Origin of the sequence: Desulfonatronum thiodismutans (assembly GCF_000717475.1) — a bacterium.
GTDB classification, from domain to species: domain Bacteria; phylum Desulfobacterota; class Desulfovibrionia; order Desulfovibrionales; family Desulfonatronaceae; genus Desulfonatronum; species Desulfonatronum thiodismutans.
Window position 1 is genome coordinate 1 of record NZ_JPIK01000026.1, and the last position, 12,332, is coordinate 12,332.

Consider the following 12,332-nt stretch of genomic DNA (forward strand, 5'->3'; position numbering starts at 1 on the left):
GCAACCCCGAAAGTTGAGTCGATAATCTCCTGAACTTCAACATTCCTTTCAGTGAAATTGTTGTTTGCCTTACGGCAGATCGAGCCAGCGAGATCATGGGCGCTGGTGCAGGTATCGCTGGGTTCATCCGCGACAGGAAGGCTAAGGCCGAACGCGAAGCTGTGGCACGTGTGGTCGGAGAGGAACTCCGCCAAGCCCTAAGGCGACAGCGATGAGAAAATCAGAGAAGTTTAAAGTGGCTGCTAGTGCAGCCAAAGGTGGTGCGCTGGCAGGTCTGGCAGCCACTGGGGCAGGGCTCACAAGCGTCAAGACAACAGTCTTCTTTGGACTAATTACCACAGGTTCAGTGTTGTCACTTCCGCTGCTCGGCGCGTACGCTGCGGGGGGGGCTGTTGTTTTTGGCTCAGCAGCCCTCGCGTCACAACTGATACGCAAAAAACTCGTGAAGCAGGAAGTCGAAAGAATGATGGCGAGTACCCAACAAGACAAATCCAGCGTAAGCTGTAAACCACGCCACTGATTTGCGGACTTTGACATGTCCTTTTGCAAGCGAGTTTATTCCAGCATAGGCCGAATCCGGTCAGCCCCGGCATTGGAAAAATATAATAGAAGAGAGTAATTCATGGCAATAACATTCTACAAACTTCTTGCTCCTGTAATTGAAAAAGACATTAAGTTTGCAGCACAACAGCTTGGTATATCTGTATCTGACGTTTATCAAATGATCCTTGCGGAAGCAGCAAGAAATCAGCAAGAGTGGTTTTCGAATGGTGTCCCAAATCTGAATTATCAATGCCAAGATTGTCGATTGGCCTATCTGTATATTGTAGCCTCTTCAAATGCTAATACATTTAAACATGTATTGGAAACTAATGCTGATCTGAATACCTATGTCATGAACTTGGCAAGAAATAACAAAAATATAAAAATTTGTGCACTTGGCGGAGGGCCAGGGACTGAACTCTTGGCAATGACTAAGTTCTTTCATGAACAGCGACTTGGATATTGTGTCTCTGTCGATTTTCAGTTGTTGGACAAAGTCCAAGAGTGGGCAAACTCATGGTATGGCATACGCAATACAATCAATTGCACATTGCAATCAATATATGGTGTAGACCGCAATGGATGGCCTATTTTGCCATCAGGTAATTTTATCACTTGCGACGTCACTAATCCTGGCTCCCTCATGAATACTGGAAACATATGGGGGCAAGATGTTTATGTAATAAACTTTTTGCTTTCTGAGGTATTCAATGACGATCCAGGTGTTAGAATATTTATTAAGGAAATTGCATCAATGGCACCTGTTGGTTCGCGATTTGTTTTTATAGAAAGAAAAGGTTCAATGTGGGCTAGCAGAATTCAAAAAATTGCGGCAGAAGCAAATTTAATATTGTCAAATTTCTACGAATCACAATTGAATAAAGATTATGACGAGTTTCCTGAAGACTTGGGTAATGTCTTCTTGGCTCTTTCGCAGACAAGAAAGCCGCGGTTGACTTGGAATATAATTTACAGCATAGGTATTAAGCAATAAATGATAATAAGTGCGAGCAGAAGAACCGATATACCTGCTTTTTATGCAGATTGGTTTATAAACCGACTCAAAGCTGGTTATGTTTTGGTTCGAAATCCATTTAATGCGAATCAAGTATCAAAAGTTTTATTACATCCTAGCAACGTCGATTGTATAGTTTTTTGGACTAAAAATCCACTTTCCATGATAAATAAATTACATGAAATAGATAGATTAGGTTTCAAGTATTATTTTCAGTTTACTATTACGTCGTATGATCAAAATTTTGAAACAAACCTTCCAGTAAAAAAGTCAATAATTCAAACATTTCAAGAGTTGTCGAACGAAATTGGAAAAGAGAAGGTTGTTTGGCGATATGATCCAATTTTGCTTACGACAGATTATAGTGTTGTCTACCACGAAAAATGGTTTAGTTACCTTGCTGAAAATTTATGTGGGTACACAAATAAATGCGTCATAAGTTTCATTGATATGTACAAAAAGTGCGAAAGAAATTTGAAAAATATTTCACTTGAAACAATTAGTGAGGAAATCAAAAAGCAGTTGGCAAATAGCTTTTCAAAATCTGCAAACTTTTTCGGTATTTCTGTTGAATCTTGCGCTGAGATTATTTTGCTATCAAAATTTGGAGTAAATCCAGGAAAATGCATTGATGATCAGCTGATTTCTAAAATTATTGGAGATCAATTATCTTTTCAAAAAGATAAAACGCAAAGAAAAGAGTGTGGTTGCGTAAGAAGTATAGATATAGGATCATACAATACTTGCAAACATGGATGCAAGTATTGTTACGCAAATTATAGCGAGAAGGCTGTTGTAAATAATTGTAAAAAACATGAAACAACCTCCCCTTTTCTTGTCGGAAATCTATGCGGTGATGAAAAAATTACAGAAAGAAAGGTTCAGCCATTTCGCCTAAGACAACGAAAACTGTTTTTATAGTAACAAGGTAATGCCCAGAAGTTGGGGGATTATTGCGCCAACGCGGTAGCTCTCGTCGCACAAGCCGCTTTGAAAATCAGGCCCGGTACTCGAACTATAAGCAACGTGTCGCCCGTAAAACGACCCGTAACATCACCCAGGCTAAGGAGGAACAAATCAAGGTGATGCGTCAAAGGGCGCGACCCACGGGCGACGCGATATCGATCTGGCCGTGTTCTGGGACAAGGACGAGATTGACGGATATGACGAGGATGTGCGCTTGATGCAGCTTACCCGTTCCATGGACGCATGTATCGAGCCGCATTCTTTTTCCCGGAAGGACTTTGAACATCCCGACCCGTTTGTTCAGGAAATCATTGCTACTGGTGCGCGGTTGGCGTAGGAGCGGCTCGCTCGTTCTCTTCTCGTCAGCCCGTCACCGGCACATAAAACGCTCCCTTCCCGCAAGAATCGCGGGAAGGGGGCGTTGCTGTTTCAGGATAGATGATCCCCCTATTCCAGCGTCCGCTCCAACGCCCGGCGCAAAAACGGCAACAAATCCGCCACGCCGAAGGCCGGGGTGGGGTTGGCGAGGTGGCCGAGGTGGCGGTTGGTTAGGGCCGCGGTGTGGCAGGCTTGGGTTATTTCCATGCCTGAGGCCAGCAGGGCCGTGACCAGGCCGGTGAGGCTGTCTCCGGTGCCGCCGATGGGTTCCATGGCCGGGACGTCAGGGGCGCTGATTTCGGCCACTGTCGTCCCTTGGGCGACCACGTAGTCCGTCTTGCCTTTGACCAGCAGATGCCTGGCCGCGTTTTCCTCGGCGTAGGCCCGCTCAATCAGTTCGGGGACCCGATCTTCCTCCTGGAGCAGAAAGCCCCGGGTGTAGAACGGGTGCGGGGCGACCTCGTCGGCCAGGAAGGCCATTTCCCCGGCGTCCGGGGTGAAGAGGTCGTAGTGAGCGGCGTAGCCGCTCATCTTGGCCGCGTACATGAACCCGGCGTCCGCAACCAAAAGCGGGGCCGGGTTTCGGGCTTCCAAGGCCCAGAGCACCTGATTGTGCCAGGCGATATCCGGCAGCAGGTAGTGGAAGGTCAGTCCGGCATGGTCGATTTGGTCGATGTTATCCACCAGATGGGCGTAAACCGCCCGACTGCCTTCCCCGGTGCCGACGTCTCCGGCCACCAGGGCCTGGGGCGCGGGGATGCCCAGGACCTCGGCGGCCGCGGCGGCCACGGCCATCAGGGCCGGGGTGCCGCGGGCCACGCGGATGCGCTGTTCGTCCGCATGCTCGCCGTTCAAGATGAGCGTGTCGCCCTGGAGCCGGTAGTCGCCCCGGACCAGGGGGAAGTCGGCCCGGGGCACGCTGCCCACGATCAACCAGGACATCGTCGGCGCAACTCCTCAAACGCCAGTTGCAGGGAATAGCCGCACAGGGTTCGGCCCAGGGACCGCGGTTCCGGCGCTTGGTCCAGAACCTTGCCCACGAGGGTTTCCGCCAGAAAGGGCACGTCCGGGCAGCCTCCGCCGGAGACGTTGACGATCCGGCGGTCCCGCTTGTCCAAGGTGATCTTCATGTTCGCGGCCCGGACCATCAAATAGTCCCCGAAATCCTTGACATGGTACAGGGATACGGGTTCCAGGAGATGATCCTGGGCCGCGGCCACGCGCATGGGGGCGAGGCCCGCCTGTTCCAGCAGCTCGCGGATGCGCATCTCCTCCAGCAGCGGAAACTCGATGACCATGTCGCAGCCCTGGCGCAGATCCGGGGGCGGCCCTTTGACCGCCACCGCTACTCCAGCTTCCTTGAGCAGGGTCTCGGCCCGGATCACCTCGCCGGTGCTGTGGTAGAGCAGCAGGCCCTTTTCGGAGACGCCGCGCTTGGCGTCATCCTCCTTGCCGAACAGGTTGCGGAGGAAACCGATCACTTTGTCAGCACCAGGCGGAAATCCTGGTCCACTTCCTCGCTGGCCGCCACGGTCCAGCCTTTGCTTTGGGCGGCCCGTCCGACATTTTCCCGGCTGGCTTCGTTGTCAATGAGGATTTCCAGTTCTCCGCCGTCCGCCGCGTCCATGGCCTTGGCGGCCAGGAGCACGGGTTGGGGGCAGGATAAGCCGCGTGCGTCGATGTGTTGTCGTGCCATGATCGTTTCTCCGTCTTCAGGATTTTTTGCAGTTGGCCACGCCGATGAACAGCAGTACCGCCAGGCCGATGATCACCGCGGCCATGCCGTGGGGGCCGATGCCCGCGGGCGAGCTGGCCAGGCCGAAGTTGTGGGCCAGGGCCGCTCCGGCCAGCAGGCCCAGGGCGAAGATTCCGGCGTCCGTGTTGCCTTCGCCGGATAGGAACAACTGTCTGCCGGGGCACCCGCCGGCCAGGGCGAAGGCCAGACCGGCCACCACCATGCCCATGAAGTTCCAAAGTCCCATGGTATGGGCCACGGGTTGGCCCTCAAATCCGGGGTTGAACTGGCCCAGGAACAGATTGGTGATGAACGCCGCGACCAGCAGGGCGATGAAGCCGTACATCAGATACATCTGGCGGAACAGGATCACGTCCCGGATCGCGCCCATGGTGCAAAACCGGCTGCGTTGGGCCAGAAAGCCGATGCCCAGGCCCGCGGCCAGGGAAAAGCCCAACGGGGCGTAGGCCGCGCCCGGTCCGCTCAGGGAGTACCAGAGCACGCCGCTTTGGGCCTCGCCGGGAACGGGTGGATACAGCAGCCGCAAGGCCAGCAGGCCGAGCATGAGCAGGGGGATCATCAGTCCCGCGCTCCAGCTTTGGACTTGGCCGCGACCGAGATTGAAGCCTTTTTTGAAGAACAGCGTGCCGATCCACACTCCGGCGGCCAATCCGGCCAGCCCGAACAGGGCGTTGCCGTCCCCGCCGGCCAGGCGCAGGATCACCCGCCAGGGGCACCCCAGAAAGACCAGGGCCCCGATCATGGCGATCATCCCCAGCACGAACCGGGTCACCGGCGCGGAGCCGCCGCTGGGCTTGAACTCCTTGAAGGCCAGGGCCGCGGCAAAGGAGCCCAGGACAAAGCCCAGAATCTCCGGGCGGAGGTACTGGACCACCCCGGCACGGTGAATGCCGATGGCCCCGGCGATGTCCCGGCCGAAACAGGCCACGCAGATGGCCATGTTCGCCGGGTTTCCGGCCTGCTGCAGAAAACCGGCCACCACGCCGATGATCGAACCCACGGCGATGATGCCCAGGGTGGTGGCGAAGATGTTTTTGACGGCCCGAGACATGGGGGGTGTCCTCCTTGTTGGGGTTGAGGGGGAGAAGTCAGGAGTCAGAAGTCAGGAGTCAGGAGTCAGGAGGTTGAGAGTTGGATGCTGGAGCGGTGTTCGGGGGCTGGAGGGGGCATGCCAGTTCGTCCGGGGTGTAGGCGTGGGGTTCGTCGCAGAAGGGACAGGGGACGTGGACCAGGCCGCGCAGGTGTTTGCGGTCTTCCGGGTCGGTGACGGCTTCCAGGTCCGGATCCACGGACCATCGCGCGGATCGGAATTCCTTGCCTTGCTTTGGACAGGTGAAATGAAGTTCGAACATGATCTGGCGCTGCATACACGGTTTTTGGAGTTTCCGTCCAATCGGATTCACGAATGACGTCAAGTTTGATCGATTTGTTTTTTCGATGGATCGGAGAGATAGCGGCGAAAAAACAAACGGCCGGGATGCGCTGTGCATTCCGGCCGTGGAGAGCGGGGTGGGGGCGACGGGATCAGAAGAGATCGGCGGGTGGGACGTCTTTCAGGCGCGGTGCCTGGGCGTCCCGGGCCGAGAGGCTGGGGGCTTCCAGGGGCCAGGCGATGGCGATGTCCGGGTCGTTCCAGATGATGGAGCGCTCCAGTTCCGGGGCGTAGTATTCGGTGCATTTGTAGAGAAAGTCGGCCTGTTCCGAGAGGACGCGGAACCCGTGGGCAAAGCCTGGTGGAACGTAGAGCTGGTGATGGTTTTCGTCGTTGAGTTCGGCCCCGAACCATTGGCCGAAGGTCGGCGAGTTCCGGCGGATGTCCACGGCCACGTCGAACACCGCGCCCTTGGTGACCATGACCAGTTTTCCCTGGGGCCGTTCAATCTGGTAGTGCAGTCCGCGCAGCACGCCCCGGGCGGAGCGGGAATGGTTGTCCTGGACAAAGGGGGCGTGTATCCCGGCATCGGCGTAGCGTTGGGCCTGAAAGGTTTCCAGGAAAAAGCCGCGGGCGTCGCCGAAGATTTTGGGGGCGATCAGCAGGATTCCATCGAGAGGCGTGGTCTGGACATTCATGGCCGGCCTCCCTGGTCGGGGAAAAGCGGGTCGCGCCGGACCAGGGCTTCCAGGTAGCGGCCGTACCCGCTCTTGCGCAGCGGCTTGGCCAGCTCCAGGATGTCCTCGGCGGTGATCCAGCCGTTGGCGTAGGCGATTTCTTCCGGACAGGCGATTTTCAGACCCTGACGTTCTTCCATGGTCTGCACGAAATTCCCGGCCTGGAGCAGGGAGGCGTGGGTGCCCGTGTCCAGCCAGGCATAGCCGCGGCCCAGGCATTCCACGTGCAACTGCTCTCGCTGGAGATAGACCATGTTCACGTCGGTGATTTCCAGTTCACCGCGCGGGGAGGGTTGCAGTTCGGAGGCGATATCCGTGACCTGATGGTCATACACGTACAGGCCGGTGACGGCCCAATTGGATTTTGGGGCCTCGGGTTTTTCCTCGATGCTCCGGGCCTTGCCCCGGTCGTCGAAGTCCACCACGCCGTAGCGCTCCGGATCGCTGACCCAATAGCCGAACACCGTAGCCCCGCGATCGGCGGTCATGGCCCGGCGCAGTTTTTCGGTCAATCCGTGGCCGTAAAAGATGTTGTCTCCAAGGATCAGGGCGCAGCCCCGGTCGGCCAGGAAGTCACGTCCGATCAGAAAGGCCTGGGCAATGCCGCCGGGCTCGGGTTGGACCGCGTATTCCAAATCGACGCCCCAGTGGCTTCCGTCGCCGAGCAGGTTCCGAAAGGCCGGACCGTCCTGGGGGGTGGTAATGACCAGGATCTCCCGGATGCCGGCCAGCATCAGCACGCTGAGCGGATAGTAGATCATCGGCTTGTCGTACACGGCCATCAGCTGCTTGCTCGTGGCCCTGGTCAGCGGATACAGTCGGGTGCCCGAGCCTCCGGCCAGAATGATCCCCTTGCGTTTGTTCTCGACGGACGTCACGATTTCTCCCGAGGAAAATTGGTTGAATGGATGATGGTAGTTAGTCAGCTATGCGCCTTTGTTTTTCAGATCCCGCAGCAGTTCGCGAACATCCGGTTCGCGACGGGCGCAGGTCGTCTTGGCGAATCGCTGGATGTCCTTTTGCACGGTGGCTGGGGGCGGGTATTCCGGGAAAACGGGCAGGCACAGCGAGGCGAAATCAATGCACGTGAACAGCATGCCCCGGTCCCTGCCGATCTCGCACGACGCCCCGGCGGCCTTTTCCATGGCGCAGGACCGGGAATCCAGCCTTTTCACGAATTGCAGCACCTCTCCAGCTGATTGCTCCGTGTTCAGCTTGGTGATGGTGTGGTTCAGCTTTTCCGCCCACTCCACCAGATAGCGATATCCGCTAAAGCCGATCTTACGCTTGGGGTGCGTGGGATCGTCCCTGTATCCGCCGTGCAGATAGACGTCCACTTCAGACTGGGTGCGGGAGTACGCGGAAAAGAGCAATTTAGAATATCCGCCGTGCAGCGTCCAGGAAGTGGGTTTGGAGAGGCGGCGGGCGATTTCGTCCCGAGGGGCGGGAGAGAGATACTCCGGAGTGGGAAGGCCGATGGCGGCATAAAAAGCCTGAATGGTTTCCGCGTCCAGCAAGACGCCGTGGAGGACGTTTTGTTCGTCCATGACCCGCTTGCCCAGCTCCAGCACTTGTCGGGAACGGGACATGAACCGATCCAGTTCTTCTTCAAGGGTCTTGCGTTGCCCGAAAAACGTCTGCGCGGCTTCGGAAATGACTTCGTTCGCCAGTTCGTCGGCCATCTGCTCGATATGGTTCATCTGTTCGCTCCTGACTGGTTCCGTGTCGTTCAGATTACGACTCCGGCTCTTCGTGATGCCGGATCAAGGCAAATATGCTCTTCGATCCTCCACCGCTATCTGAATCGGTATCGAAATCGAAATCGAAATCGTGATCGAAATCGAACGTCATGTCTAAGAAGATAAGTAACCACAGGGTGGTGCACAGTATTTTTTAATTTCGATTTCGATTTCGATTTCGATACCGATTTGGATTATGGTGAGAACAGATTTACCCTGGACGCCGGATATGCGCGCATTGACATTTGAAAAAAACAGCATGTATGGCTTACCAGCCGAATATGGGTGATGCCGTCTTCGGCGAGGGGAGCCAAGCTTTTTCCGCCACGAAATCGATGGTGAAATCCCGCCTAGGGTCGGCTGAAGACAAGCCCTTGAGAACAAAGCATCCTTTGCCCCGGTTGTCAAAATGCCCAAGCGACACGCGCTTGCCATTTTGGTTCTGGGAGTCCACAATAATTCAAACAACCCAACATGGAAGCAGCAGCGTCATGAGCACAGTCAACTATGTGAAATGTTTTTTGCGGGACAAAAACGTCGCCTCCATCACGCCGACATCCCCCTTTGGGGTCAAACGGGTGTGCAAAAAGATCGATTTTTCCCAGGCCAACGTGATCGTCGAATACGGCCCCGGCGCCGGGGTTTTTACGGAGTATCTGCTCAAAAAGATGCGGCCCAGCGCCCATCTTGTCCTGATCGAGCGCAACAAGGACATGTTCAAGTGTCTGACCAAGGCGTTTCGCAGCGAGCGGGTGCACATTTTCAACGACAGCGTGGAAAACGTCGGCGCTCTGGTCAACGGCCAGTTGCCGGGTAAGCCGGACTACATCATTTCCGGAATTCCCTTCTCCTACCTCGACCAGCAAACCCGACAGGAAATCATCCATCAAACCCATCAGATTCTGGCCGAGAACGGCAAATTCCTGGCTTACCAGACGTTCTACCAGAAGGACGACCACCTGTTCGTGCACCTGGAGCATTTTTTCCGGAACGTCAAATCCGAGTTCGAACTGCTGAACATTCCCCCGATGCGGATTTATGAAGCCGTGAAGTAACCCTGTCGAACAAAGGAGGGGCGTCGTGCGCAAGGTCCTGATGGTTGCAATCGGCGCGGTGGTTCTGGCCGCCGCGGCCTTGATCCTGATGTGGCGTCCCGGAGATGAGCAAGCGGTGGTGGATGTTCCCCCCGCGCGGACGGTTTCTCCCGAACCGCAAGCTCCCGCGGAATCACGATACGTCGCGCCCCTCCCGATTCTTCCTCCCGTGCTTGAGGGCGAGCCTGACGCGGCCCTTGAAGCTCCAGGGTCTCCACCTGACCCATCAATTGCCCCACCCGACGAGACGGATGTTCCCGGCTTGCCGGAAGCCCAGTCTGCCCCCCCGGAAGACCCTCTGGAATCCCAACCCTCCGGCCTGACGAACATCAGCGGATCGTTTTTCGACGACCTGGCCCACCAGATCGTGGCCGGGTACCATCCGCCCAATTCCGAGTTCAATCCCCAAGCCCAGGGACGGCTGCAATTCCATTTTTCGTCCCTGAATCGGCGCTATGGGATGGATTTGGTCGGCCTGGATCACCAAAGCCCTTCCTTGATCCAGGGCAGGGAGGAGATTTTCCGGAATCTGCTTCAGCCCGAAGCCCTGGAAACCATCTGGGTGCTGTTCGTGCCGGTCTTCGAGCAGGCCCTGGATGAAGCGGTGCTGACCGGGCGATGGTCGTTCCCGGCCCAGGGAGGATCGTCCGAAGAGCGCGGCCTGAACATCCAGGAGCAGCAGGAGTTCTATCGGTTATTGTCCGGTTCCGTTGCGGCCCTGTCCCAGGCTGTGCAAGCCTACGCGGACCATCAAGACGCTCCGGCCCTGATGGCGCGGTGGTTCCAGGCCCAGACCAATGCTTATGCCGCCCATTCCCGCTATCAGCTGGCTGAGACCGAACTGTTGACCTCCCAGGAAGAAGCCCCGGACGATCAGGTCCGCATCCTGGCCGAACGCCTGGAGCGGGATGCCGCGGCCCAGGGCATCATGCAGGCCATCGCCGCCAGGGAACAAGCCCGGCGGGAATTGCTGGAGATATTCGCAACCGGACGTTCTCGTCCCGATCTGAGCGAATCCGAGTTGGTCTATCTCGCCGAATGGCTCCATCGCCGCACCCACGCTCACCCCGAACGTACCCAGGCCCTTCGTCACATGGCCGACAAATTCCGCGAGTTGTCCCTGCGGTTGAATCCGGGTTCCTGATTTTCGTCTCCCTCTCACCGGGAAAGGGCCAGGACGCTGTTGGTCCCGCCGAAGGCCAGGGATTGGGACAGGGCGTGGGGCTGGTCGCGGTTGGTCGTTATGGTGAGGGGAGACAGGGCGATGTCCTCGCCCGGTTCGCTGAATCCGGGGCTCGCGGGGACCTTGCCCAGGCGCAGAAACGCCAGGCTGAGCACGGCTTCGATGGCCCCGGCGGCACCGAGGGCGTGCCCAGTGGCCCCTTTGGTGGACAGGAACGGGACGGCGGGCAAGTCCTCGGCCAACACCCTGCTTTCCACGGCGTCGTTGTCCTTGGTTCCCGTGCCGTGGGCATTGACAAAGGCGATGTCGTCCTGGGTCAGTCCGGCGATGCGCAAAGCCTCGGCCAGGGCGTTTTTGAGGCCCAGTCCTTCCGGGTGCGGCGCGGTCAGGTGGTGGGCGTCGCAGGCCGTTCCGTATCCGAGAATTTTTCCGAGAATTTTCTCGGGATTCCCCCCCAATACTCCCTTCTCCGTCTCTTTTCCCGAAGGCTGGGCCTCCAGGATCATGATCCCCGCGCCCTCTCCCAGATTCAGCCCCCGACGATCCCGGTCAAAGGGGCGGCACGGCTCCGGGTCCATGATCTTCAGGGAAGCGAAGCCGTTGTAGGTCACCCGGCACAGCTCGTCCGCGCCCCCGGCCACCACCACGTCGCACAGCCCCGCCCGGATCCATCCGGCCCCGATCCCGATGGCGTCCGTACCCGAGGAACAGGCGTTGGTCACGGTCTGACACGGCCCCTGGAATCCGAATTCCCGTGCAATGGCCGCCGCGGGGTTGCCGCGCAGATAGCGACGTACCGGCTCCATGTCCGGGTTCTGGGATTGGAGATACTCGCGGTAAAATTCCTCACTGTTCAACGTCCCGCCCACGGTGGTGCCGATGCACACCCCGACGCGCAAATTTCGGCAACGATCCGCGGAGAGACTTGCCTGGTAAAGAGCTTCGCGGGCCGCGTGCAAGGCAAAGCGCACGGTCAAGGTCCGGTGGGTGTCCTGATTTTCGGCGAAGAACGCCTCGGGAGCCTCAAAGACGGGGTACATCGTGGGATGGCTGCTCTGAAATCGTCGAGGAGGAGCAGGGGCACGCCGACCGGAAAAAATGGTTTGCATGCAATGCTCCAGGTTCATCCCGGTAGCGCAGATGCATCCCATGCCCGTTACGGGTACCGGCACGAGGCTGGTCGAGGTATGGTTGGGACACGGTACGCTCACTGGGGACTGCGCTCCTGGATGAAGTCGCACAGCGCGTTGACGGATTGAAATGCCGTCCGCCCTTGCTCCATGTCCGCGATGACCACCCCGAAGTGTTTCTGGATGATGACCACCAGTTCCACGGCGTCCAGGGAGTCCAGCCCCAGTCCCTCGCCGAAGAGCGGCGCATCGTCGTCGATATCTTCGGGGGAGATGTCCTCCAGATTCAGTTCCTCGATCAGAGTTTGTTTGACTTTGTCCTTGAAGCTCATCGTGTTGTCCTTTGTTCGTCGTATTTGTTGTCGGGATAATTTTTCAATAGCTCCGAGCAGCTTCGCCTGGACCCCGGCCTGCGCCGG

16 protein-coding genes are annotated in these 12,332 nt (G+C 57.1%); 6 read left to right on the top strand and 10 right to left on the bottom strand.

Features of this window, described 5'->3' with window-relative positions; translation table 11 throughout:
- Positions 1-211 precede the first annotated feature (211 nt).
- The 4 genes from GY33_RS0117710 (at position 212) to GY33_RS21300 (ending at position 2,861) form a co-directional block, all read left to right on the top strand.
- Positions 212-520, top strand: a complete 309-nt coding sequence (locus GY33_RS0117710) for a hypothetical protein (RefSeq protein ID WP_031388605.1) — start codon at positions 212-214, stop codon at positions 518-520.
- Positions 521-622: 102 nt separating this feature from the next.
- The gene (locus tag GY33_RS21155; RefSeq protein WP_152555249.1) at positions 623-1,537 is read left to right on the top strand and encodes a hypothetical protein; all 915 of its coding nucleotides are present in this window, start codon (positions 623-625) and stop codon (positions 1,535-1,537) included.
- Positions 1,538-2,479: a DUF1848 domain-containing protein gene (locus GY33_RS20765; protein ID WP_084185343.1), complete on the top strand. Its 942-nt coding sequence runs from the start codon at positions 1,538-1,540 to the stop codon at positions 2,477-2,479.
- 211 nt (positions 2,480-2,690) lie between these two features.
- Positions 2,691-2,861 carry a hypothetical protein gene (locus tag GY33_RS21300; protein ID WP_153304595.1) on the top strand — a complete coding sequence of 57 codons (171 nt, stop codon included), beginning with the start codon at positions 2,691-2,693 and terminating at the stop codon, positions 2,859-2,861.
- Positions 2,862-2,971: 110 nt separating this feature from the next.
- Here the strand turns inward: GY33_RS21300 and GY33_RS0117730 are convergent, their stop codons facing one another.
- The 8 genes from GY33_RS0117730 to GY33_RS0117765 all read right to left on the bottom strand — a co-directional run bounded on the left by GY33_RS0117730 (position 2,972) and on the right by GY33_RS0117765 (position 8,467).
- The gene (locus GY33_RS0117730) at positions 2,972-3,844 is read right to left on the bottom strand and encodes an NAD(P)H-hydrate dehydratase (RefSeq protein WP_031388609.1); all 873 of its coding nucleotides are present in this window, start codon (positions 3,842-3,844) and stop codon (positions 2,972-2,974) included.
- Positions 3,832-4,383: a DUF3343 domain-containing protein gene (locus GY33_RS0117735; protein ID WP_407637404.1), complete on the bottom strand. Its 552-nt coding sequence runs from the start codon at positions 4,381-4,383 to the stop codon at positions 3,832-3,834. The genes GY33_RS0117730 and GY33_RS0117735 overlap by 13 nt, the downstream gene beginning before the upstream one ends.
- A complete protein-coding gene (locus GY33_RS0117740) occupies positions 4,380-4,598 on the bottom strand; it encodes a sulfurtransferase TusA family protein (protein WP_031388611.1) in 219 nt (72 codons plus the stop codon). The genes GY33_RS0117735 and GY33_RS0117740 overlap by 4 nt, the downstream gene beginning before the upstream one ends.
- A 16-nt stretch (positions 4,599-4,614) precedes the next feature.
- Positions 4,615-5,709 carry a YedE family putative selenium transporter gene (gene yedE / locus GY33_RS0117745; RefSeq protein ID WP_031388612.1) on the bottom strand — a complete coding sequence of 365 codons (1,095 nt, stop codon included), beginning with the start codon at positions 5,707-5,709 and terminating at the stop codon, positions 4,615-4,617.
- 58 nt (positions 5,710-5,767) lie between these two features.
- The gene (locus GY33_RS0117750; RefSeq protein ID WP_152555250.1) at positions 5,768-6,010 is read right to left on the bottom strand and encodes a hypothetical protein; all 243 of its coding nucleotides are present in this window, start codon (positions 6,008-6,010) and stop codon (positions 5,768-5,770) included.
- Positions 6,011-6,182: 172 nt separating this feature from the next.
- Positions 6,183-6,728 (bottom strand): dTDP-4-dehydrorhamnose 3,5-epimerase, encoded by a 546-nt coding sequence (gene rfbC / locus GY33_RS0117755; protein WP_031388614.1) that lies wholly within the window; start codon positions 6,726-6,728, stop codon positions 6,183-6,185.
- Positions 6,725-7,645, bottom strand: a complete 921-nt coding sequence (gene rfbA, locus GY33_RS0117760; protein ID WP_031388615.1) for a glucose-1-phosphate thymidylyltransferase RfbA — start codon at positions 7,643-7,645, stop codon at positions 6,725-6,727. The genes rfbC and rfbA overlap by 4 nt, the downstream gene beginning before the upstream one ends.
- Positions 7,646-7,693: 48 nt before the next feature.
- Positions 7,694-8,467 carry a hypothetical protein gene (locus tag GY33_RS0117765; RefSeq protein ID WP_031388616.1) on the bottom strand — a complete coding sequence of 258 codons (774 nt, stop codon included), beginning with the start codon at positions 8,465-8,467 and terminating at the stop codon, positions 7,694-7,696.
- A 530-nt stretch (positions 8,468-8,997) separates the two neighbouring features.
- On the opposite strand from GY33_RS0117765, the gene GY33_RS0117770 reads away from it, so the two are divergent.
- Complete coding sequence (locus tag GY33_RS0117770) at positions 8,998-9,561, top strand: class I SAM-dependent methyltransferase (RefSeq protein ID WP_051822806.1); 564 nt, start codon at positions 8,998-9,000, stop codon at positions 9,559-9,561.
- Between the two features lie 25 nt (positions 9,562-9,586).
- A complete protein-coding gene (locus GY33_RS0117775) occupies positions 9,587-10,744 on the top strand; it encodes a hypothetical protein (protein WP_031388618.1) in 1,158 nt (385 codons plus the stop codon).
- A 14-nt stretch (positions 10,745-10,758) separates the two neighbouring features.
- On the opposite strand, the gene GY33_RS0117780 is transcribed toward GY33_RS0117775, so the two are convergent.
- Positions 10,759-11,994, bottom strand: coding sequence for a beta-ketoacyl-[acyl-carrier-protein] synthase family protein (locus tag GY33_RS0117780; RefSeq protein ID WP_235185559.1), 1,236 nt, complete (start codon positions 11,992-11,994; stop codon positions 10,759-10,761).
- Positions 11,991-12,245 (bottom strand): phosphopantetheine-binding protein, encoded by a 255-nt coding sequence (locus tag GY33_RS0117785; RefSeq protein WP_031388620.1) that lies wholly within the window; start codon positions 12,243-12,245, stop codon positions 11,991-11,993. Before GY33_RS0117785 ends, GY33_RS0117780 begins: the two co-directional genes overlap by 4 nt.
- Between the last annotated feature and the right edge of the window lie 87 nt (positions 12,246-12,332).

Bases quoted from the DNA above. Each gene is read 5' to 3' on its own strand.
- GY33_RS0117710 (WP_031388605.1), top strand. From the start codon at position 212: ATGAGAAAATCAGAGAAGTTTAAAGTGGCTGCTAGTGCAGCCAAAGGT.
- GY33_RS21155 (WP_152555249.1), top strand. From the start codon at position 623: ATGGCAATAACATTCTACAAACTTCTTGCTCCTGTAATTGAAAAAGAC.
- GY33_RS20765 (WP_084185343.1), top strand. From the start codon at position 1,538: ATGATAATAAGTGCGAGCAGAAGAACCGATATACCTGCTTTTTATGCA.
- GY33_RS0117730 (WP_031388609.1), bottom strand. From the start codon at position 3,844: ATGTCCTGGTTGATCGTGGGCAGCGTGCCCCGGGCCGACTTCCCCCTG.
- GY33_RS0117740 (WP_031388611.1), bottom strand. From the start codon at position 4,598: ATGGCACGACAACACATCGACGCACGCGGCTTATCCTGCCCCCAACCC.
- yedE (WP_031388612.1), bottom strand. From the start codon at position 5,709: ATGTCTCGGGCCGTCAAAAACATCTTCGCCACCACCCTGGGCATCATC.
- GY33_RS0117750 (WP_152555250.1), bottom strand. From the start codon at position 6,010: ATGTTCGAACTTCATTTCACCTGTCCAAAGCAAGGCAAGGAATTCCGA.
- rfbC (WP_031388614.1), bottom strand. From the start codon at position 6,728: ATGAATGTCCAGACCACGCCTCTCGATGGAATCCTGCTGATCGCCCCC.
- GY33_RS0117765 (WP_031388616.1), bottom strand. From the start codon at position 8,467: ATGAACCATATCGAGCAGATGGCCGACGAACTGGCGAACGAAGTCATT.
- GY33_RS0117770 (WP_051822806.1), top strand. From the start codon at position 8,998: ATGAGCACAGTCAACTATGTGAAATGTTTTTTGCGGGACAAAAACGTC.
- GY33_RS0117785 (WP_031388620.1), bottom strand. From the start codon at position 12,245: ATGAGCTTCAAGGACAAAGTCAAACAAACTCTGATCGAGGAACTGAAT.